The sequence below is a fragment of the Leptospira perdikensis genome (genome assembly GCF_004769575.1).
GTDB classification, from domain to species: Bacteria; Spirochaetota; Leptospiria; order Leptospirales; family Leptospiraceae; genus Leptospira_A; species Leptospira_A perdikensis.
Window position 1 is genome coordinate 193057 of the sequence record NZ_RQGA01000009.1, and the last position, 21906, is coordinate 214962.

The following is a 21906-nucleotide window of genomic DNA, read 5'->3' on the forward strand; positions in this document are numbered from 1 at the left end:
AAGTATAAGGGGGATCTATGAAATATTCACGTTTTTTTCTATCCTTTATCCTTTTCTTTTTCCTCTGTGAAACTTTGGCATTGAGTGCTGTGGTTTGGACCTTTTATGAGTCATTACAAAACGCTCTCACCCAAGAGCAGTTTGTTTCTGACCATAGAGCTCGCGATTTAACACTAGCACTTGCAAAAAGTTCGGAACAAAGACTACAGAACGAAGGTTATGTGGAACTTGAAAAAATGTTTCACCGTTATGTAGAACAATCCAAAAATGATCCGGAAGAGTTTCGTATCCAAAAGATCAGTTTGTATTCTTCGGATGCCACTCTCCTTGTTTCCACTGATACCATTTATACACCGGATGAATTAAAAAAAAGAACTCCAGACGAAACACTCAAACATTCCACTTTTTTTAAAAAAGGAATTCGGATGAAAAAATGGGAATGGTCGGAACCAGAAAACGGAGAAAATCCTATTTTGAATTCCAAACGAGATCCCAAAGTTCGTTCCGGATTTGAATGGGTTCTTACTTTTTTGCCATTAGCAAAGTCAAATACAGTGAGACTGACTTCTCCTCTTTACAAACCAGGAACACTCGATGTATCAGGCCTTGTGATTTTGGTTTATGAAAGAGGGAACTTAGGGTTACTTTTTGAAAACCAATGGAAACTAGTGGAATGGATGGTTTTTAATTATATATTATTTGCTTTTGTTGTGAGTTTGATTCTTACAGGTGCTTTTGTTGCTTATACTATGTTAGTTGCAAGAGATTCATTGATCACTCCTAAAGAATCTCGTAACCTTCCACTTTTTGAGAAAAAAACTGTAGAAACCTTGGAACCAAAGGTGAGCCAAGTAGAACCTGTTCTTGATTTAACGGAAGAGACAAACCATGGTGTTGCGGCAACTGCTAGAGCCGGGAGCGAAGTGGAAATTTTATCAGAAGGCCCTCTTGTTTCTTCTCTTTCTCCTGATTCCCACCAAACACCGATTCGCGATGCGATCTTTTTAGGATAGATTATGGAACCCAAAGACAAAGTATTTTCAATCCAGTTGAAAGGTGGTTTGGACGGAACCAGTGCCGAAGATTTTTATCGTTACTTTGAATCCCAACTAGGAAAAGGATACAGAAAGTTTTTATTCCAATTTGGTGCTTTGGATTTTATCACATCAAATGGAATCAGCATCCTTGTTAAAATTCATAAACAGATCACGAAGACCGGGGCCGTTTATGCCATCTATGGTGTGAAACAGGAAGTAGAAGATGTATTGAGTCTCGTTGGCCTTTTTGATCGCCTTCCTATCTTTCGGGGTCATACCCAAGCGGAATCCTTTCTTTTACAAATGGATCCGGTACAACCGGTAGTAGCAGAATCAAAACCTTCCGTTACGGAAACTACGTCCCAGGCGAGTCCAACAAACGATAACCGAATCCGTTTTTATTTTACAGGAAAATCTAAAGATAGGGAGTCTGGCTCCAGGACCAAAGAACCCGTCTCTCGATTGGAATCTTTTGCAGATACGGACGAAGCGGCTGTTGTTTCTAAAACGCCCACCTCTCCGATGGAATCTGTTTTGGAAGAAAAACTGAATAGCCTCCGGTTAGAAATCAAAGAGACCTTGAACCATGAATTGGAAAGAAGATTTTCTGTTTATAAAACATCTCCTGGATTAGAAGAAAAACCGGTGACAATCCCAAGTTACATCCAATCCAAAACCAAACAATTAGAGACGGTTGAGCGGATCATCCAATGTGAAGTCTGTGGGACAAGGCTCAGACTTCATAAATTTGGCAAACATGAATGTCCGGGTTGTTCCACTCAATTCCAAATGAGCCCAAGTGGATCTATCCGTTTTCTTGAAAAATTGAATCCACTCTAAAGTCTGGTCTTATGACAAAACAAGCCAAGGGAAGTGAGTCAAGCACCAGGCGTTCACTTGCCCTTTCTTTTTACACCTTTTTATCTCGTATTTTAGGTCTCATTCGTGACCATTTTATGGCTGTTAGTTTTGGAACTGGAATGGTTGCCTCTGCGTTTAGTGTGGCGTATCGACTTCCTAATATGTTCCGTAATCTTTTGGCAGAAGGGACTCTTAGCCAATCCTTTATGCCTATTTTTTCGGAATACGAAAAGATGGGTGTTCATGAAGCGCGAGTGATGTCCGGGACCGTACTTAGTTTTTTATTTCTTTGTTTATCGATCTTCGTGGCTCTTTTTTGGTTTTTTGCAGCAGGTTTTTTACCAGCTCTTGTGGGTGGATCTCCGGAATACGGAACACTTGTCGTAGAACTTTCATTAGTTTTATTTTTTCTCATCATGACGGCAAGTTTGTCTTCGATTTTTATGTCGATTTCCAACTCCCACCATAATTATTTTGTTCCTTCTCTTTCTCCCATCATCCTTAACTTCAGTTATTTGATTGTTTTTATTTTTGTATTTCCTTTTTACCATGAGATCAGAGACAAAGTATTTGTATTGGCTTATGGGATTGTTACGGGAGGAATTTTACAACTTCTCGTTCAAGGGTGGTATGTTTATAAAAATGGATATGGTCCGATCTTTCGATTGAATTTGAAACATCCTGCCATTCGTAAAATTTTTAAACTCATGTTACCTGCCGCACTTGGTGGAAGTTTCTACCAAATTGGACTACTCGTGGACATCTTTCTTGCCAACTACATTCAAAACCAAAACCCAGGCCTCGGGGCGGTTGTGAGTTTAGATTATTCCCAAAGACTTGTCCAACTGCCTACAGGAATCATCGGAGTGGCCCTAGCAACAACTATCCTTCCTTCACTTTTGAAAGACCTTCGTGAGGGTAGGGAAGAAAATGTTCCAAAAGAAATTGCTGATGTTTTGTCTTTTGCTTTCTTTTTGACTCTACCGGCAAGCATCGGTTTAGCGGTTCTAGGAGAAACCGTTTTGGATTCTATTTATTACGGAGGGCGTTGGGATCATTTAGCAACGATGACGGCTTTTTATCCTTTGGTTTTTTATTCTTTTGCCATTCCATTTTATAGCATTAATAAAGTTTTGGTATCTTCTTATTATGCTTTTTCGGATACAAAAACTCCACTTCGAATCCAATTAGTTTCCTTTTTTTTGAGTATCGTGGTTAGTATCGGCCTTATGTATTTTTTAAAACATTCTGCCATTGCTTTGGCATCGGCTCTTAGTGCTTCAGTAACTTCTTCACTTTTATTATTTTACTTAAAATCGCACCAAGTAAAAATTCCATTTTCCACAGTTTGGCTTCGTGTTTTTAAAATGATGCCAGCACTTCTAGGATTACTTCTCTGGTTAATAATTTCTGAATGGGTCGCAAAACCAGTATTAGTGAATTATTTGACGAGTGAATGGGGGCTTGGATTTGCCAATGTGAGTCGGATTTGCCTTGTGGTTTCGATCCTTCCTGCCGTGGTGATTTATTTTGTTACCGCAAGTTTGATCAGGATTCCAGAATCAGAAATTATCCTTGGAAGATTCCTTAAGAAAATTAGGAAGAAATCGATTCAATCATAATCGAATCGGGATTTGGATGGTTTTGATTTGAAAGATACCGACGTTCCGACGGAATATTCTGTGCTCTTTTGGTCTGATCTAGTTTTATTTTGTTTGATAGATTTAAATTAGGTCAGTATTTTTTTGTGAAAGAGAAGGATCATAAGTATAACATACAATTTGTAAATTATACTTACGATTTTGTTTGTAACCTTAACTTGAAAGTTTAGAAACAACTCCTTCGCAGCGAACACAAAGAGTTCCTTCTTTTTCTGCGACATGGCGCCAACATCTAGGACATTCGTGGTGACGAGGTTTACGGATTTGGATCGAGTCTTTTTCTCCTTTCCATTCAGAGAATACTTCTCTGATTTCGGAAGTATCAAAACTTACTTCGGAAACCACAAAGAATAAACTCAATTCTTCGTTAGTAAATCCGGTGGACTTTAATGAATCACCAGTAACAAATACTTCTGCTTCCAAAGATTTTCCTAGTTTTCCTAGTTTTCTTGCTTCCTCCAATGCTTTTTGTACCAGTTCTTTGGTTTGAAAAACTGGAGTTAGTTTGGATTCTAAATCGGAATCGAACCAAGAGGTTAAGTCGGAAAAGTCTGAATAGAAAACAGAGTCTTTTGCACCAAATTCATTCCATACTTCTTCTGTTGTGAAAGATAAGATGGGTGCTAATATTTTTGTTAGAGTTTCTAAAATCAAAGCAAGGACATATTCAGAAGATTTTCTTGTTTTTGATTCTTTTGCGTCACAGTACATTCTGTCCCGAATGATTTCAAAATAATCTTGAGAAAGATCGACTGTACAAAATACCAAAACCCGATGGTATACTTGGTGAAAGTGGTAGTTCTCGTAGAGTTTTTTTACATCCTCATTCAGTTTTGCAAGTTTATGTAAATAGTATCTGTCGATTTCTTCTAAATCATTTTTCTTTAGATTCCATTGAAGAGTTTCTGCACTTGTATTACCTAAAAGATAACGGAATGTGTTGCGAATCTTGCGATAGGCTTCGGCTACCGTTTTGATAGAGTCTTTTCCGATTTTGACGTCGTCACGGAAATCTTGAGTGGATACCCAAAGTCTTAGGATATCCGCACCATATTGGTTGATGATGTCCGTTGTAGGATTGATCACGTTGCCAAGAGATTTGGACATTGCGTGGCCTTTTTCATCTAAAACATAACCGTGAGTGAGAACGGATTTATATGGTGGTTTTTTTCTGATCGCCATTGACGGCCAAAGAGAAGATTGAAACCAACCTCTATGTTGGTCAGAACCTTCCAAATATAAGTCCGCTGGTTCGCGCTCTAGTGAATCACCAAACACAGCAAAACTGGAAACACCAGAATCAAACCAAACATCCAAAATATCTTTATCTTGTTTTAAATCATCTGATCCACATTTTGTACATTTTGTGCCTTCGGGAAGTAGGTCTTTGGCTTCTCTTTCATACCAAACTTCGATTCCTTCTTTTTTCACAATTTGAATGAAGTGTCCTATGGTTTTATCATCTAGATGAGTGAATCCACAAGATTTGCAAGTAAAAGAGGGAATAGGAACTCCCCAGTTCCTTTGCCTCGACAAACACCAGTCAGGTCTAGATTCCACCATGGAACGGATCCTTGTGATCCCCCAATCAGGGATCCACTGCACTTTATCGATAGCCTTCAGAGAATCTTCTCTAAGGCCGGCGTGGTCTATGGAAAAAAACCATTGAGGTGTGGCCCGAAAGATTAGAGGTTTTTTACTCCTCCAACTATGTGGATACGAGTGAGTAAATTCGGAGTAGTGAACTAAGGCATTTTTTTCTCTGAGAAGATCTACAATTTTAGGATTGGCATCCCAAATTTTGATTCCCTTCATCATTTCAAATTCGTCCGTATAACGGCCGTAATCGTCTACTGGCGAAAGTGGAGGAAGGCCTGCAGCAGTTCCCACACGGTAGTCATCTGTTCCGTGGCCTGGTGCCGTATGAACACAACCCGTTCCTGCATCTAGTGTGACATGGTTTCCGAAAAGGGGGATGGAATCTCTCTCGATAAACGGATGTAAGAAGGTCATTTTTCCAAGATCTACACTGGATAAAGATTTAATCTTTGTAAGTGTGATTCCTGTTTTTTGTTCTACAGCTTCTTTTAATCCATCAGCAAGGATGAGCCTTCCATGGCTATCGGATTGGAAAAGTGAATAATCTAAATCTTGGTTAAAACAAATCGCAAGGTTTGCCGGTAATGTCCAAGGAGTGGTCGTCCAAATCAAACAATAGGTATCTTTTTCGCTTTTTACAGCGAACTTTACGTAGATAGAAGGAGAAACATGGTTTTGGTATTCGATTTCTGCTTCTGCATGAGCCGTAGCCAGATCAATACACCAATACACTGGTTTTTTTCCTTTATAGATATATCCTTTTTCGAAAAGTGATCCAAATACTTCTACAATTCTTGCTTCAAATTCAGGGGCCATGGTAAGATATTTTCTATCTTCTTCCCAAAAACATAAAAAACGACTTAGGTCTTCACCTTGTTTACCTACAAATTCTGTAGCATACTCACGGCATTTTTTTCTAAGTTCACTTGGGCTGGTGTTTCTTGCTTCTTTGCCTAGATTCTTTAACACCTGTACTTCGATAGGAAGTCCATGGCAATCCCAACCAGGAATCATATCGGTTTGAAAACCGGCTAAGGTTTTAGATTTAACAATGATATCTTTTAAAATTTTATTGAGTGAGTGACCTACATGGAAATTTCCATTGGCGTAAGGAGGCCCATCGTGTAGTACAAACGAAGGTTTGGATTTACGAATTTCCTTCATGGTTTGGAAGACTTTTTTTTCTTTCCAAATCTTAATTTGACCAGGCTCACGATTTGCCAGGTCGGCTTTCATGGGGAAGTTGGTCTGCGGGAGGAGAACCGTTTTAGAATAAGGATTTTCCGTTTCTGGTTTGGCCATATTAAGACCAATTTTTGGGGTCTAGGCCAAAGAGAAAACGGAAAAAAAATATTCCTTAGTTCTTAGAGTTTGACTCGAACCTTGGGCAATTCGTCCCGAAGCCGGGCAACATCCGATTTTTCGAGTAGGGTCTTTTGTAAAACGAGATGTTTTAGGGAGTTTAATTTGGAGAGGTTTTTCGGAAGTGTTTTGTATTCTCGCATCAGTGTTAGATCAAGAATTTCTAAATTAGGAAGACTCGCAATCACTTCCACATCAGCTTCTGTTAGTTGGACTTTAGTTTCGTCCAGAGCGAGAGTTTTTAATTTCTGCAAACGACCGATAACGGCGGGAATTTCATTCAGTTCGGTTCTGCCAAGAAGTAGGATTTCTAGGTTTTCTAAATTACCAATTTCTTCTGGTAAGGTTCTAATCGGATTTCCAAAGAGATTTAGGATTTTAAGTTGTTTGAGGTTTCCGATTTCTTTAGGGAGTTCTTTTAGGGAATCGTATTGGAGAGTCAGTTCCTCCACCTTGTTTAAATTTCCAATAGAGGTTGGAAGGACTCCCACTTCTTTGTTGGAAAGGTTTAGAACCCGGTCTTCTTTATGGTTCTCGAACCATTCCTCTGCATTGACAACATCCTTTTTACATTGTAAGAGTAAGGATGTAAGAAAAAAAATCGTAATTGTCGTGTATACAAAAGACTTCATAGAACCAGATTTATCATTTCAAATATTTATTATAGCCAAATTCTAATTCTCGGATGATAAACTGAATGTAGTCCATCTGGTCACGATCTGATTTGTATATACTTGCTTCCTTTCTGTAATACTCGGCCAATTGCGTTCGAAATAGAATCGTACGAAAGTCTGCTTTGGATAGTATTAGTTCTTTTGGCCTGTTTTTTAATTGTATGGCTTCTGGAATTTTCATAACAACTGAAATTTGTAAGATCGCATGTTCAATCTCTGCTACAATTTTGTTTGATTCTTTTTTTTGATCTGAACTTGGGAGTTGGATTTTGATATCTTCTACACAATCTTCGATATGATTTCGGAGTCGTTTGGAATCATAAACTTTTTCCGCAATACTATTGAATTTTTTTGGATAAATGAATCCTTCTGCAACCTTGGCTATACCAAGAGATCTATTTTCTTTGGGACTAGCGGATAGTTGTTTTTCTACAGTTAGTTTTTGTTTTCCATCTGACCGGTAGAGATAACCCAATGTGAGGCCTACAAAAAAGCTGATACAAAAACCGCTGACAATGTATTCTAAAGATCCTAAGAGTAAAGAAACCACTGTGGTTAAAGAAGCCAGTGCTAAAAAACTAAACACACCAATGGGAACATGGAATTTTTCTTGGAGGGCCGAAAAGGAAATTCGTGGTTCTTTGGAAACTTGGGTATTTGAGTTTGTAATATCTTCCGGGAAAATTTCAGGAATCTCTTCTTTGTCTATATTTTCATCGGATCTGTTTTTTAGGATCACTCGGATTTGATCAAGAATGGGAAGTTCATTTCGGTAATTGGAATCAGTTTTTGCTAGTGCCAAAGTATTGGCTTCGACTTTCGAAAGACTTTTTTGATCTAGAGCAAATAGGACATGGAATTTGTCTTCTTTCATTTCCAAACATCCGTAAACTTCGGAAAGTGAATTTATAATTTTAGAAATGGCTTTGGAATTGTCTGATTCATTTTTGAGTCCGAGGACTTTCACTTCAGCGTTTAAGTCTAGTTTTGTGAGAGTGAGTGTGTTTGTCGTATTGTCTTCGATTTTGGTTCCTAAAAGTTTGGTGAGTGCTGTAATTGCATCCTCTGCATCTTCTTTTTTTTGTTCTTTGAGACGTTTGTTTAGTTTGTCTAAAATAAAAAGACTTTCCCTTATCGAGTTTCCCACTCGTTTCCCTTCATCAGTTGTAATTTTATCAAAAGGAAATTCCTCAAGGAGAGAAGTGATGTTTGGAACTAGGCTCACTCCTGTTTTGATTAAGTCTTCGGTTCGTTTGGGAAAATTTATTTCTAATTCATTTAGTTTTTCTAAAAATCCTGAATATTTGTTCTCTGTTGCATAACGTTTGAGATAAGGAAAGGAAAAGATCTTTAGTCCATCTAGTTGTACGGCAAGATGGCGTGCATATTCTGGGTTATGTGAACCATTTGGCAAAATCAAATGGTAACCAGGGATAATCTCTACAAGTTTTGCTGTTTCTTTTCCTCTTGTGATTACATCCAAAATAAAGTCTTTCATGGGAATATAACCAAAAGACTCCATTGTTTTGCGAATTATTGCTTCTAATTCACTTTCATAACTGAGTTTGGTGGGAAAAAAATAAACATTTCCTTTTTGATCAGAACGAACAAGTCCTGATCCTGGATTTTCCTCATCTAAAATAAACTCGCGACCGGCTCTATTTTTGAATAGTTGATCGATCAAATCGATACTGTATTTGAAACAAGCTCTACGAAAAGGGACAATGTCCGTCTTTTCTCTGTTTTGTGGTGCAATCATACTCACTCGCATGGTGAGTTTTTGGTCTACCGATAGAAAGAAAGGATAAAAATAAACTACGGCTTCTCGGTTGTGTTCTGTAAGTCCTGCTAGTTCTTTGAAGGCTTCTGCGATGGCAGCTCCCGATTTATGTACTTCTGTGAGTTGAACTTGCCTTGAGAGTAATTCCGGAATGGAATCGACAGTTAACAGTAGGGACGGGGTGATCTCAGCACTTCCATGCATTTCGAGTCGTCTATGGCGTACTCGGAGTTCTTCCAAAATTGCCTGCGAGGTCATAGAATAACTCGCTATATTTTTGGGTAATGGAATGAAAAAAGTTGGATCCGCCGGTTCACCAGTGAGTGGTGTTTCTGAATCTGTGGGTTCCGAGAATTGTTCCAAAATATACCTTCTGCAAACAAGTATCAAAACCTATTTTCCGCAAATCAAGAGAGAAAGTTTGGTTTCCGGACATCCTTAGGGTCGAAAAGTAATTTCAAATGGGTATAGATCCCAAGGGCAGATTCTGAATTGATATCGTAATGATGTTGAATCTGTGGCATCAAGTGATTCAATTTTATCTTCACACCATTCTTTGATTCAACTTCTATCCATTTCTTTCGTCTACTATCATATGGATAAAAAATTGGCAGCGGTTCTATTAGAACGCCAAAAGAAAGTAGATACTTTTTTTCTCTGGGCAATCCTTGCTCACACTCCTCTTGTTTTTTTTCTCTCTTTAGGTTATGGTGGAACTACGGTTGTTACTCTATCGGCAGTTGTTTTGTCTTTTGTTTCTTTTGTATTTTACCGTTTGGGCCGAGGTTCCTTCCTTTTAAGAGCTTGGAACGGTGCAACCCTTATGATGTTCAGTGCCATTTTGATTCAGGCGCAATTTGGCCGGATTGAGATGCATTTCCATGTATTTAGTGCTCTTGCCATTCTATTTGTTTATGAAGATTGGAGAGTTCTTTTTGTTGCTGCACTTACGATCGCCATACATCACTTAGTTGGAAATTATATTCAAGAATTTGGTACTGTCATTTTCGGAACCAAGGTAATGGTGTATAGTTATGGAACAGGTCTTGAGATTGTTCTTACCCATGCTTTATTTGTTGTTTTTGAAACAGGAATTCTGATCTATTTTTCTTATCGTTCTGTTTTGGAACTAAAGAAACAAATCGAAACCCAAAGTAATTTAGAAACAGTCATTGCTGGGGTCACCACTGCGATCGATGAAGCCTCTTTAAGAACACAATCCTTTGTGGAAAACTCAGAACTCATTTCTCAAAAAGTCCGTGAATTTGAAACTTCGTTTAAGAATCAGTCCTCTTCCATTGAAGCTATCTCTGCTGCTACAGAAGAAACAGCAGCATCTAGTCAATTGATTTTGGAAGGATCGAACAGACAAATCAAAGAAGTCAAATCAGTAGAGGAATTAAACCACAACCTATTTACTTTGAGCCAAGGATTTGTAACTTCCTTGGATGTGATGCGGTCCAAAATTCAAGAATCTGCTGACAGTGTCAAAAAAACAGAATCCGAATTCACTGGCCTTTACCAATCGATGGAAGTAGCTGTGGATGATTCGGAAAAGATGGAAGAAATTTTGGAACTCATCTCTGATATTGCAGAAAAAGTCAACTTATTGTCGTTAAATGCATCGATTGAAGCGGCTCGTGCCGGAGATGCCGGTCGCGGTTTTGCCGTTGTTGCTTCGGAGATTTCTAAACTAGCGGACTCCACTGCCGAAGCTACAAAGAATATTTCTTCAATTTCAGGAAAGATCAAATCGGCGATTCAAGTTAGCTTCAAACAATCCAATCAAATCAACCAAACAGTTCAAAGTTTTGTAAAGTCCATTCTTTCTTCAGAAGTGGGGATGGGGGAGCTCACTGCTCAGATTACAGGAACTCTTTCGGCTTTCGAAAGGCAAGAAAACGCCCTTGCTACCTTGGATCAAATTGCACAAGAAATGCAAGTTTCAAGTAAAGAACAATCCACAAGTATGGATGAGATTTCCAATTCTATCATTGACTTGAATGTTAAAACCCAAACCAATTTGGGAACTAGTTCCCATATGATTTCTCTCATTGAAAAGGGGAATGTGATTTTTCATGGACTTAAAGGTTCTGTGGAAACTTTAGCTGCTATGATTGGTCATGGTAAATCCTAAAATTATCTTTCGAAACTTCAGCATTTTGTTTTTGATGAGTGGTTTACTCATCTCACTCAGTTTTGGCATTAGTTACTATAGTGGCAAAACTCGGTATGTAGATTGTCCTTTTTGTTTGGAAAAATTTTCAAAAGAACCAAACGGTACTTGGATTTGGATTTATCCGGGGCTTGTGGGCTGTGGTAAAAAATGTCCTTTAGCTTTGGAAGCCCTTCGTCGATTTCAGGAAAGGTTTCCCGAGGTAAAGTCTTCGTTTTATTTTTTGGTGACAGATCCCTCTGAATCCGAAGAGGATATCCAGTCCTATTTGGCTTATTACCGAAAGAGTTTATCCATCCAAGCATTAAAACCAGAATCGGAAGAAGAAATTCGTTTCTATCGTAAGTTAGGTGCTTATTTGCCTGTTCATCCTTCGCTAAAAAGTCGAGATGAACATGGAACTCAGTTTTTTTTAGTCCCACCCAATCGCAAAAGTATGTATCTTTTGCCGAAATTGGGGGAGAAGGAATGGATCGAAATTCGAAATGAAATTGATTCAATAACCTACTAATACTAATTAGTGGATCATATGATAAACTTCTTTCATTTCCTCTCTAAGTAGTTTCATTTTGTTAGGAACGTCTGGGTGAGATATATCTTCAGGGTTCAGTAAATAATTCTCAGGTCCGAGTTCCTTAATCATCATTTTGGTTTGCCAAGTATTGTCTTGTGGCATATTGATATCGGAAAGATAAGTATAGTTTCTTTTAAGTTCCGGTTTTACGAAATCCAAAATTGAGTTAAAGTGGTGGTCGTTATAAATCTTTCTACCATCTGCCAAACGAGTGTATCCGCGAACTACATAATCAATATATACAACATCACACTCGAAAGCTTCAAATAAAAAGTTAATAGAGTCCAGTGGAATGATCTCTCCACAAGTAGAGATATCAATGTCGACTCGGAAAGAACAAATTCCATCAGGATCAGCAGCATCGGGATAGGTGTGTACGGTGATATGTGATTTGTCTAAGTGCATACTGACTTGGGTTGAAGGGATGGGATTTCCTCCGCCTTTGACATCACTCATAAGAACCATAGCAGAAGCACCTACAGGATCGTAGTCTTGTGCTGAGACAGAAAGAATATTGGCATCAATTCGTTTGACAACCTCTTTAGAAATTTCTGTAATTTTGCTAGCGTTGTATTTGTCGTGGATATAACTTACGTATCTACTCTTTTGTTCGTCATCCAAAGTGATGCAAAAATCGTAGAGGTTAAAACTCAAAACTTTTGTCAGATTGTTGAAACCGGAAAGTTTGATTTTTTCTTTATCCATTGCTACCTGCTTGTATAAAGAACAGAAATTTGGATTTTCGGTTAGAGGCAACTGAAATAACGACAAAGTTTTAGAAAAGTCATGGAAAACAAAATGGAATGGTGGAAACAAACTTCAATTTACCAAATTTACCCTTGGTCCTTTCAGGACTCTAACGGGGACGGAATTGGTGATTTACCAGGGATTCTAACCCGTTTGGATCAAATTCGGGATTTGGGTGTGGAAACCATTTGGTTCTCTCCTTTTTACAAAAGCCCCGGTGAAGATTTTGGATATGATATTTCCGACTACACTTCCATCGATCCGCGGTTTGGCACCATGGATGACTGTGACAAACTCATCCGAGAAATCCACAAACGAAAAATGAAAGTAGTACTCGATATGGTGATGAATCATACCTCAGACAAACATCCATGGTTTTTGGAATCCAAATCCTCAAAAGAGAATCCGAAAAGAGATTTTTATATTTGGCACAAAGGAGAAAAGAAAGTTCCTAACAACTGGATTTCTATGGTAGGGACTTCTGGTTGGAACTATGACGAAACTACGGACGAATCCTATTACAGTAATTTTTTATCCTTCCAACCCGACTTAAATTACCGTAATCCCAAAGTCAAAAAATCAATGTTTGGTGTTCTTGATTTTTGGCTTAATAAGGGAGTGGACGGGTTTCGGCTCGATATCTTCAATTCAATTTATAAGGACGAAGGTTTTCGGGATAATCCATCTAGTTTTCGATATTTCCCTACACCAGATAACCATGATGAGGCGTTCTTTCAAAAGAAACAATACAACCTGAATTTACCGGAATCCTTTCAGTTTGCCAAAGAAGTTCGAAAACATATATCGAAATACAAACAAAAACCATTTCTCATCGGAGAGGTAAGTGGTTCAGACAAAATTTTAAAATCCTTTTTAGGAGAAAAGGCAGACGGACTCAATCTTGTTTTTCAGTTTGAACTCATTCACTTCGATTACAAAGCTCAGTTTTTCAAAGATCTTTTGGAAAAAAATGAACGAGAATTTCCGGCGCCCTACACACCCACTTATGTTTTGGGAAATCATGACCAGAGACGTTTTATTGACAGGTTAGGTGGGGATGTTCGGAAAGCAAAAGTTCTTTCTGCATTTCAGTTTTTAGCAAGGGGAATTCCTGTTGTTTATTACGGAGATGAAATTGGTAGAAAAGAAGGTCGGATTCCTAATTTTTTTGGAAAAGATCCCATTGCCAAAATGAATCGTTTTGTTCCTTTGTTTTTGTGTAATCTTCTTGGGATTTATATCAATAGAGATAATTGTCGTCTGCCGATGTTATGGGACACCACTGAACAAGCAGGATTTTCGAAAGGGAAACCTTGGTTACCGGTAGGTCAGTTCCAAACTGAAGATACAGTTGTTTACCAAAAAACGAAAAATGATTCTTTATGGAATCATTACAGATCCTTATTCCATTTAAGAAAAACTTCTTCTGTTTTAAAAGAAGGGAATATCAAAACCAAACTAAGTCATCATGCCGATGTCCTTTGTTTTGAAAGAACCCTCGGGAAAATAGTAGTGATTGTCTATTTGAATTTTGGGGAGAAAGAAATTAAAGAAACAGTTTCGAAAGGTTCAAAGTTATTGTATTCATTCGGCGGAGCAGAAGTTTTAGGGGACAAACTCCAACTCACTGGACATTCGGGAGCTGTTTTTGAAATTCGTTTAAAGAAGTAAGTATCCGTTTAGATTTAGAATTTTTAAGATCTTTTGAATTTGTGGATTTACATTGATAAGATACAAACTCACTCCTTGTTTTCTATAGATCATTTTTTTGTATAAAAGAAGGCCTAGGACAGAAGACGATACTTCCTCTACGTTAGAAAAATCTAAGTAGAGAGAAGTTACCCCTTTTTGAAAGATACTTGTCATGTCTTCTTCCAGACCGGCTGCAGAATATACATCCAATTGATTGGATTCGATTCGATAACAATTTTCCTCTGCCGTTTTTGCAACCATGTTGTCCCTCACAAAACAAAGAACGGTAAAAGGAAAAAATACCTTAGAGTTGATGAATAAAAAAGAGGGAATTTTTTTATTCAATTTCCATTAGTTTTTGATTCATACTCTAAAGTTTTGTTTACGGATGGATATGGGAATTCCTTCTTTTCGATCTGAATTGGAAGGAGTGGGAGGATCTCCACTGACTCCATTTGATGGAAATCAAATCCCAGATAAAATAAAAGATAACTCCTGAGTCTAGTTTTGATTGTCCCCAGGTACGAAGGCCAAAGGTATAACCGACTTCAGCAATTTTTTCTGTTCGAACCGATCCTAAAATTTCAAAAAGAATTTTGTAACCTCTTGGGTGGAGTTTTCCTTTTGTTTCCAGATACACTGATTTTCTAATTCCAAAAAATCCGCTCATTGGATCGGAAATAGGAACCGGAAACAACCACTCTGAAATTTTTGTGGCAAACTGACTTGCTAACTTCCGTAAGATGGGAAAGTTTCCATAACCACCATCTGAACTTCTGCGTGTGGCAACAACGATGTCGTTTTCATTAAGAAGGCGAATGACATCCGGGATTTTCGTATAGTCGTGTTGGAAATCGGCATCGACGACAACTAAATTTTCACCTTCTGCTTTTCCATACCCATAAGTCACTGCCGAACTAAGTCCTCTTTCCGTTGTCCGAACAAAAGGTTTGATCCTTTTGTCATATTGAGCTAAAACTTTGGCCACCTCATAGGTTCCATCTGGTGAGTTGTCATCTACAATCACGATTTCAAAGTCCATGGACTCCTTTTCAAGAATTTGCGAGATGGTTTCGGCGCAGTTTTTGATATTACCGGCTTCGTTATAGGTTGGGAGTATAATGCTTGTTTTATGTTGCATGACTGGTCATTTAACTTCTTTTGTTTTTAAAAAAGCCCCTTTGTTTGATTTTTGATACATAACTCACCACTGGAGCAAGACTCTCCAATGGCTTTGGAACATCCGGAAAACAATTGGTATTGTTTGGTGCAAAGAATTTCACAAGCAAACTGATACATCTTGGGATCTTGTAGTTTCTTTTGGTCTTCTTTTAAACAAAGACTTGCTTTTTCACAAAGTAATTTGCATTCAGAAGACTGGTTTACCTTGGCTTTTACTCCAAATTTAGGAGCGTTGTCTTTGGAGAAATCCCAAAGAGTAACGAGCGCCAAAAGGAGAAGGAGGATTCCATATTTTTTCATTGGTTTTCTCCTCGTTCCCAAACGCTGACTTCCGACTGGAAGGAACGTTTGTCCATCTTGAGTAAGGCTCTTAAAATCTGACTTGAATCTAAATTCAAATGTTGTTTCCATTGGAACCAAGAGTTCACTTTCTTCCAATCCGAACTGAGAGTCGCTTCTCGAAAGACTACGAGAGTTTCAGCCTTCGGGCAGGTTTCTTGATAAGTAAGAGGAAGAGCAAAACTTACTTTAGAATCTTTTAATCTGTTTTGGATGTCCATCGCTGTCCAAGGATTTTCTGCAATCACACAAATCTCTTTTCCTTCAGCACCAATTAGTTGTTTGGTGATATCTGGATCGGCCATCGGTCTTAAAAGAAAAATCATTGTCATCGGCACAACTAGAAGCTGAGGGATAAAAATTCCATAAAAACGAAATTTGTTTTCCGGAAAAGAAAAGTTGGCACCAAGTGTGATTAAGATTCCCAAAAGAGAGAACGCAAATAGAACCGGCAATCTTAGGACAATAGACAAAGTTACAAATACAAAATAAACCAAAGGAATGGTATATCGATTGTATTTTGAAAGGATTAGGTTTTCCCAACTTACTCTTCTCATTGCAGGTAACAAAAATAGAAAAACAATAAATGGAGTTACATAGTAAGGATCTTTCCTATTAGGCATTAGGTGAAAGATTGTTACGAGCGATAAAAACACCAACACTACCATCGCTAAGATTTGGTTTTTATGGTTAGATCGATTTTTTATAGTGAGAAATCCTATGTGAAGGAGAGGGATAGTGAATGGGATGGTGTAGAGAAGCCAACCTCCCCAAATGCGAAGGCCTGATTGATTGGCCGCATAGAATTTCCCCATATTTTCTGTGATAAAGAAGAATCGTAACAATTCTTTACCTGAACTTGTAAATAAATACAGATAAGAAATCCAAAAAATAGGAATGAGAAGTGAAAGGCCAAAGAGTAGCAGGGTTGGTTTTTCGTTTTTTAGTGGAGAAAAAGAGATCAGGAATTTTCCTTTTCGCACTCGTATCATTTGGATATAAAGATAACTGAGTAAAAATAATCCAATATAGATATGAAGGATAGGTCCTTTGAGTAAATAACCAAATCCTACGAGAAAACTACCCCAAGCTACGTAACTTAAGTTTTTGGTTCTTTTGGATTCGTAGAATAAAAATATATAGAGTAAGGTAAAAAATACCATAGCTCCTTCCATCATGAGAAGTCCAAAGAACTTCAGAGAAAGAAAAGAGAAAAAAAAGGTTAAGGTAGCTAACTTTGTTTCTTTTGGTGATTTGCTGATGGAATGATAAAGTTTGTAGAACAAAGTTAAAGTTCCGAGTCCAAATATAAAAGATACCAATCGTTCTGAAAAGTAACCAACACCAAAAATTTTATCAAAGAACATTCCCATCCAAAATAGAAGTGGGGGTTTGTAGGGATTCGGTAGTCCCGATAGAACGGGAAGGGTATAACTCCCTAACTCTAAACTTTCGCGAATGGAACGAATGTGCATGATTTCGTCACCTTGAGGAAAGGAGGCATCAGGAATCCCAAGGGTCGTAGCAAAGATTGCAGAAAGAAAGATGATTAGAACAATAAACATTTCTACCCCTTTTATCCATAAACAAAGATACTGACTAGTCAGTCAATGTGTTTAATCTAAAAATGGTGAATGGAATTTTTCTAAGAAAAAGATATGTTTATTTGGTCGGAGTTTTTGATTTGTTGGTCAGTGGTTTAGAACAATGTTCCGGGCCAATTGGCTGTGAGTCGAAAAACAAAGGCAAATTTGAACTTCTACCTAAAAATCTAAGAATTTTCGGTCAAAATACTTGAATCTTGCACAAAACTTACTACAAAACTAGAGTCTAAGATCCATTGTATGAATCCGTATTCCTCAGAAAACTGTCAAATTTTGGAACAAGGAATTTTACTTTTAGAGTCTATTTCGAACGAAAGTTATGAACGGAAATTTGAGGTTATGGATGCCTCGATTGGAGGACACTTTCGCCATATCTTAGAACATTACGATTTGTTTTGGGAGGGTTTAAAAACAGGTCATATAGACTACGATAACAGAAAACGAAATCCAAAACTGGAAACAGATCGTTTGTATGCCATCAGTTCACTTCTAGATTGTACATCCAAATTTCAAAAGGAAACTTTTTCTTCAGAGTCCGTAGTCATTTCACAAAATTATAATCCATGGGAATCTGTCCCAATGATTCCGAGTTCTATAAACCGAGAACTCAAATTTCTTGTTTCCCATACAGTTCATCATTACGCGATTGTCTCCATATTGGTGAAGTTAGATGGTGGAACCTTACCAAATGGATTTGGTTTTTCTCCCGCTACTTTGTTTGCCAAAGCAACAACAGATCTTAAAATATAATCATCCCTATTTCTGGAAGCAATGATGTTGTTTAATTCATTGGTCGATTCGGCATTGGACTGGATGGATTCTTTCTTTTTTCTTTTTTACTAGAGGAACCTTCAACTTAACTCTTTGCGCCGTTTTTAGGTAACGAATACCTTTATTCAAAAGACTTTAGGTTTTCTATGAAACTTCTCAAAATTCTGCTCTCTACTTTTTTGGTTTTAACTGTTGTATTTGGTATTCTCTATTTAAATCGTTTACTTTTACTTCGTTATTCTTTGGGCTGGATTACTGATATTCGCCATCCCAGGGATTCCAACCATCCAGTTCCTTGGTCCGCTGGGCCAACCGAAACAAAAGACAAATTAAATAATCGTCCACCAAATATCATTGTGATCATGGCTGATGATTTGGGATTCAATGATGTGACTACGTATGGTGGTGGTTATGCGGATCTTGGTGTTTCCACTCCCCATATTGATTCCATTGCAAAGGATGGAGTGAGGTTTGATTCGGGATATTCTGGTAGCGCTGTTTGTACTGTGTCTCGTGCGGCATTAATGACCGGTAGATACCCTTCTCGATTTGGAGTCGAGTTCACTCCTACTCCTGGAGCTCTTGCTCGAGTGGGGGCTGACTTATATTCTGATCCGGATCGTTTGTATCCTGTCATCATCGATAAAGAAAAGGCGGAAAAATCAAAAAGTTTTAATGAGTTGGGAATGCCTACCTCTGAAGTTACAATCGCTGAAGTATTAAAGGCAAAAGGATATCATTCCATTCATATTGGAAAATGGCATTTGGGAAGTACAGATGAAATGCGCCCCAACAAGCAAGGATTTGACGAAACTTTGTTTATGGAGAGTGGGTTGTATTTACCAGTTGATGATCCCAATGTTTATAATTCAAAACAAGAGTTTGACCCTATAGATCGATTTTTATGGCCCAATATGCGATTTGGTGTGAGTTATAATGGTGGTAAGTGGTTTGAACCGAGTCGGTATCTGACGGATTATTTTACTGACGAAGCAGTTAAAGTAATCGAAACAAACAAAAATCGTCCCTTCTTTTTGTTTTTAGCACACTGGGCGGTTCACACTCCCTTACAAGCGAGTAAGGAAGATTATGATGCCTTATCTCATATCAAAGATCACAGGAAACGAGTGTATTTGAGTATGATTCGTTCTTTAGATAGAAGTGTGGGAAAAATTTTGTCTTCATTGAAAAAAGAAGGATTGGATGAGAATACCATTGTGATTTTTACCAGTGACAATGGAGCTCCTAACTACATTGGTTTGCCTGATGTAAACTCACCTTTTAGGGGATGGAAACTCACTTTGTTTCAAGGAGGGATTCGAGTTCCCTATGTGGCAAAGTGGCCAGGTCATATCAAACCTGGTACAAAATATCAAAACGCAATTACCAATATTGATATCCTTCCTACCGTTGCGAGTGCCGCTGGTGCGAGTTTGCCAGAAGATAGGCCCATTGATGGAGTGAATCTTTTGCCATATCTTATGGGAGAACAAAATCAAAAAGCAAGGCCTCTTTTTTGGAGCGATGGATATTACCAAACTGTTCAGGCGAATGGATGGAAATTGATTCAGACCGAAAGACCCAAAAAGAAATGGTTGTTTCATTTGGATTCAGATCCACTTGAGAAAAAAAATGTGGTCTCTCTTTTTCCTGAGAAACTCATTCAGTTAGAAAACTTATTAGTAAATTATAATGGTCAAATGCCAAAACCGCTTTGGCCTTCCTTTATCGAATTTCCAGTTTCGATTGATAAAACTTTGGATCAAAAGCAGGAACCGGAAGATGAGTATACCTATTGGGTGAATTGATTTGTATTTTTTGTTTCGAAAACGAATTGTTTTGTTTTTTTGTTGTGGCCTTTGTCATTGTTATTTGGTTTCAAACGGTTTTGAAACTAAGAATAAGTTCTGCGACTTTTCGAAATCAAATGAGAAAACAAAAGTTTGGGGAATGGTTTGGGTTCCCTCTGGAAAATTCAAAAAAGGGGACAATGTCTATCCAGAAGAATCGCCGATTTATACCACTTCCGTTTCTGGTTTTTGGATGGATGAAACGGAAACCACAAATGATGAATTTGCTAAGTTTGTTTTTGAAACGGGATATAAAACAGAAGCAGAAACGAATCAGGATCCCGATCTCGACGGAGGTATAGACAATAAAATCTATAGTCCGGGTGCTGTGGTATTTCAAAAACCAACAAACCTAAATACAAAAGATTCTCCGCTCGAATGGTGGCGATATGTTCCTGGAGCCAATTGGCGTCATCCAGAAGGGCCTAGTTCTTCTATTGAAAGAAGGGGTTCCTATCCTGTGGTTGGGGTCACATTCAAGGATGCGTCAATGTATGCGAAATGGAAAGGTCATTCATTACCTACAGAAGTGGAATGGGAATGGGCTGCTCGTGGTGGATCAGAAGAATCACCCAATCAGAATTTATTGGTAAAAGAGGCCAATACTTGGCAGGGTGAATTTCCTTTTCATGATGAAGGACAAGACGGCTTTTCTGGAATTTCACCTGTTGGTTGTTTTGCGAAAAATGGATTTGGTCTCTATGATATGATCGGAAATGTTTGGGAATATACTGCTGATCCCTGGAAAGTATCTCAAACATGGGATAAAACCAAATACCATACGATTAAAGGTGGTTCTTATCTTTGTTCGCAAAACTACTGCAAACGTTATAGAGCTGCTGCAAAACAACCACAAGAAGACCACTTAGCCACAGGCCATATCGGTTTTAGAACTATAATACGATCCAGTTTCGATACATTCAAAAAAAATACGAAGGAAAATCTATGAAGTTAAGTCAAATCCATCCACTCCAATACAGCATTCTTTTTAGTTTGTTGTTCACTCTCTCTTGTTCTTGGGATCGTTTTGTTCTCAGTCGTGTCAACGAAAGTACAACGGTAAAAGCTGAAGCTGCCAAAGAACTTTTGAATAAAGATAAAATAACCATTGTCCTTACCGGCACTGGTTCCCCACTTCCTTCGGAAAGCATTCAAAACTCCACCGCCATATTTGTAAATGGTCAGTTTTTGTTATTTGATAGTGGGGATGGGGTTGCCATGGCGATGGAGAAACTAAATTTACCGGTTGCAGAGATCAATGCTGTATTCATTACCCATTTTCATTCGGATCATTTTGCAGACTTGGGTGAGGTGATTGATCGAAGTTGGTTACTCGGAAGACAAAAACCTCTGACAGTTTACGGACCCAAAGGGACTACGGATCTTGTGAATGGATTTCTTAAGAGTTATCAATCGGAATACTACTATCGCACGAAACACCATGGTGAAGTTGTGATGCCATCTCAGTGGAAAGGTGCCAAACCAAATGAATTTTATCCTAAGTCGGATGGATCTTCTAAAATTATTTATGAGAAAGATGGAGTTGTCGTTCGTGGTTTTTTTGTGAATCATGAACCTGTGGAACCAGCTGTTGGATACCGTGTTGAATTCAAAGGAAAGTCCATCGTTATTTCTGGTGATACTGCGGATTCGAAATTTCTAAAGAAACAATCTTTCGGTGTAGATTATTTAATTTCAGAAGTGATGAACAAATCAATGATAGCGAAAGTTGAAAAAGCATATGAATCGATTGCTAATCCAAGACTCGGTAAAATTATGAAAGATATTCAGTTGTATCATATTGATGTTACAGAATTAGGTAATTTGGCAGAATCGGCAAAGGTAAAAACATTAGTTTTAACTCATATGATTCCGTTTGTCAAAGGATATGTCCAAACCAAGGCTATTTATAAAGATCCCATCCAAAAGGTATTTCATGGAGATTTGATCATTGGGCATGATGGCAAAAGAATTGAAATTCCTTTACCATAATTCAT

General features: G+C 38.1%; 18 protein-coding genes. 10 read left to right on the plus strand and 8 right to left on the minus strand.

The window, feature by feature from the left end; all coding sequences use genetic code 11:
• The first annotated feature begins 17 nt into the window (after positions 1 to 17).
• From EHQ49_RS09305 to murJ, 3 genes are read left to right on the plus strand one after another with little or no spacing between them, the layout of a single operon-like run.
• Complete coding sequence (locus EHQ49_RS09305; protein ID WP_135578684.1) at positions 18 to 1013, plus strand: LIC_12071 family protein; 996 nt, start codon at positions 18 to 20, stop codon at positions 1011 to 1013.
• 3 nt (positions 1014 to 1016) lie between these two features.
• Entirely contained in the window at positions 1017 to 1877 is an 861-nt protein-coding gene (locus EHQ49_RS09310; protein ID WP_135578686.1) for an STAS domain-containing protein, read from the plus strand.
• An 11-nt stretch (positions 1878 to 1888) separates the two neighbouring features.
• The gene (gene murJ / locus EHQ49_RS09315) at positions 1889 to 3520 is read left to right on the plus strand and encodes a murein biosynthesis integral membrane protein MurJ (protein ID WP_135578688.1); all 1632 of its coding nucleotides are present in this window, start codon (positions 1889 to 1891) and stop codon (positions 3518 to 3520) included.
• A 192-nt stretch (positions 3521 to 3712) separates the two neighbouring features.
• Here murJ and ileS read toward each other — a convergent pair whose 3' ends face one another.
• From ileS to EHQ49_RS09330, 3 genes are all read right to left on the minus strand, one after another.
• Positions 3713 to 6460, minus strand: a complete 2748-nt coding sequence (gene ileS / locus EHQ49_RS09320) for an isoleucine--tRNA ligase (protein ID WP_135578690.1) — start codon at positions 6458 to 6460, stop codon at positions 3713 to 3715.
• A 62-nt stretch (positions 6461 to 6522) separates the two neighbouring features.
• Positions 6523 to 7152 carry a leucine-rich repeat domain-containing protein gene (locus EHQ49_RS09325; RefSeq protein WP_135578692.1) on the minus strand — a complete coding sequence of 210 codons (630 nt, stop codon included), beginning with the start codon at positions 7150 to 7152 and terminating at the stop codon, positions 6523 to 6525.
• Positions 7153 to 7165: 13 nt separating this feature from the next.
• Entirely contained in the window at positions 7166 to 9337 is a 2172-nt protein-coding gene (locus tag EHQ49_RS09330; protein WP_135578694.1) for a hypothetical protein, read from the minus strand.
• A 244-nt stretch (positions 9338 to 9581) separates the two neighbouring features.
• Here EHQ49_RS09330 and EHQ49_RS09335 point away from each other — a divergent pair, with 244 nt between their 5' ends.
• Both EHQ49_RS09335 and EHQ49_RS09340 read left to right on the plus strand, forming a co-directional pair.
• Positions 9582 to 11111 (plus strand): methyl-accepting chemotaxis protein, encoded by a 1530-nt coding sequence (locus EHQ49_RS09335; RefSeq protein WP_135578696.1) that lies wholly within the window; start codon positions 9582 to 9584, stop codon positions 11109 to 11111.
• Complete coding sequence (locus EHQ49_RS09340) at positions 11098 to 11661, plus strand: hypothetical protein (protein WP_167482999.1); 564 nt, start codon at positions 11098 to 11100, stop codon at positions 11659 to 11661. The genes EHQ49_RS09335 and EHQ49_RS09340 overlap by 14 nt, the downstream gene beginning before the upstream one ends.
• A gap of 6 nt (positions 11662 to 11667) precedes the next feature.
• On the opposite strand, the gene speD is transcribed toward EHQ49_RS09340, so the two are convergent.
• A complete protein-coding gene (gene speD, locus EHQ49_RS09345) occupies positions 11668 to 12429 on the minus strand; it encodes an adenosylmethionine decarboxylase (RefSeq protein ID WP_135578698.1) in 762 nt (253 codons plus the stop codon).
• A 93-nt stretch (positions 12430 to 12522) separates the two neighbouring features.
• Here speD and EHQ49_RS09350 point away from each other — a divergent pair, with 93 nt between their 5' ends.
• Positions 12523 to 14142, plus strand: a complete 1620-nt coding sequence (locus EHQ49_RS09350; protein WP_244241420.1) for an alpha-glucosidase — start codon at positions 12523 to 12525, stop codon at positions 14140 to 14142.
• Here EHQ49_RS09350 and EHQ49_RS09355 read toward each other — a convergent pair.
• The 4 genes from EHQ49_RS09355 to EHQ49_RS09370 are packed head-to-tail and all read right to left on the minus strand — an operon-like array spanning position 14131 to position 17249.
• Positions 14131 to 14508, minus strand: a complete 378-nt coding sequence (locus EHQ49_RS09355) for an STAS domain-containing protein (RefSeq protein WP_244241421.1) — start codon at positions 14506 to 14508, stop codon at positions 14131 to 14133. The genes EHQ49_RS09350 and EHQ49_RS09355 overlap by 12 nt on opposite strands.
• Positions 14509 to 14545: 37 nt before the next feature.
• Positions 14546 to 15304: a polyprenol monophosphomannose synthase gene (locus EHQ49_RS09360; RefSeq protein WP_135578702.1), complete on the minus strand. Its 759-nt coding sequence runs from the start codon at positions 15302 to 15304 to the stop codon at positions 14546 to 14548.
• Positions 15305 to 15330: 26 nt separating this feature from the next.
• Positions 15331 to 15645, minus strand: coding sequence for a hypothetical protein (locus EHQ49_RS09365; RefSeq protein ID WP_135578705.1), 315 nt, complete (start codon positions 15643 to 15645; stop codon positions 15331 to 15333).
• On the minus strand, positions 15642 to 17249 hold the full coding sequence (locus EHQ49_RS09370) for an ArnT family glycosyltransferase (RefSeq protein ID WP_135578707.1): 1608 nt from the start codon (positions 17247 to 17249) through the stop codon (positions 15642 to 15644). The genes EHQ49_RS09365 and EHQ49_RS09370 overlap by 4 nt, the downstream gene beginning before the upstream one ends.
• 279 nt (positions 17250 to 17528) lie before the next feature.
• On the opposite strand from EHQ49_RS09370, the gene EHQ49_RS09375 reads away from it, so the two are divergent.
• From EHQ49_RS09375 to EHQ49_RS09390, 4 genes are all read left to right on the plus strand, one after another.
• Complete coding sequence (locus EHQ49_RS09375; RefSeq protein ID WP_135578709.1) at positions 17529 to 18038, plus strand: DinB family protein; 510 nt, start codon at positions 17529 to 17531, stop codon at positions 18036 to 18038.
• A gap of 167 nt (positions 18039 to 18205) precedes the next feature.
• The gene (locus tag EHQ49_RS09380; protein ID WP_135578711.1) at positions 18206 to 19867 is read left to right on the plus strand and encodes a sulfatase-like hydrolase/transferase; all 1662 of its coding nucleotides are present in this window, start codon (positions 18206 to 18208) and stop codon (positions 19865 to 19867) included.
• Positions 19868 to 20009: 142 nt separating this feature from the next.
• Positions 20010 to 20858, plus strand: a complete 849-nt coding sequence (locus EHQ49_RS09385; RefSeq protein WP_167483000.1) for an SUMF1/EgtB/PvdO family nonheme iron enzyme — start codon at positions 20010 to 20012, stop codon at positions 20856 to 20858.
• Positions 20855 to 21901, plus strand: a complete 1047-nt coding sequence (locus tag EHQ49_RS09390; RefSeq protein WP_135578713.1) for an MBL fold metallo-hydrolase — start codon at positions 20855 to 20857, stop codon at positions 21899 to 21901. The genes EHQ49_RS09385 and EHQ49_RS09390 overlap by 4 nt, the downstream gene beginning before the upstream one ends.
• The last annotated feature ends 5 nt before the right edge of the window (positions 21902 to 21906 follow it).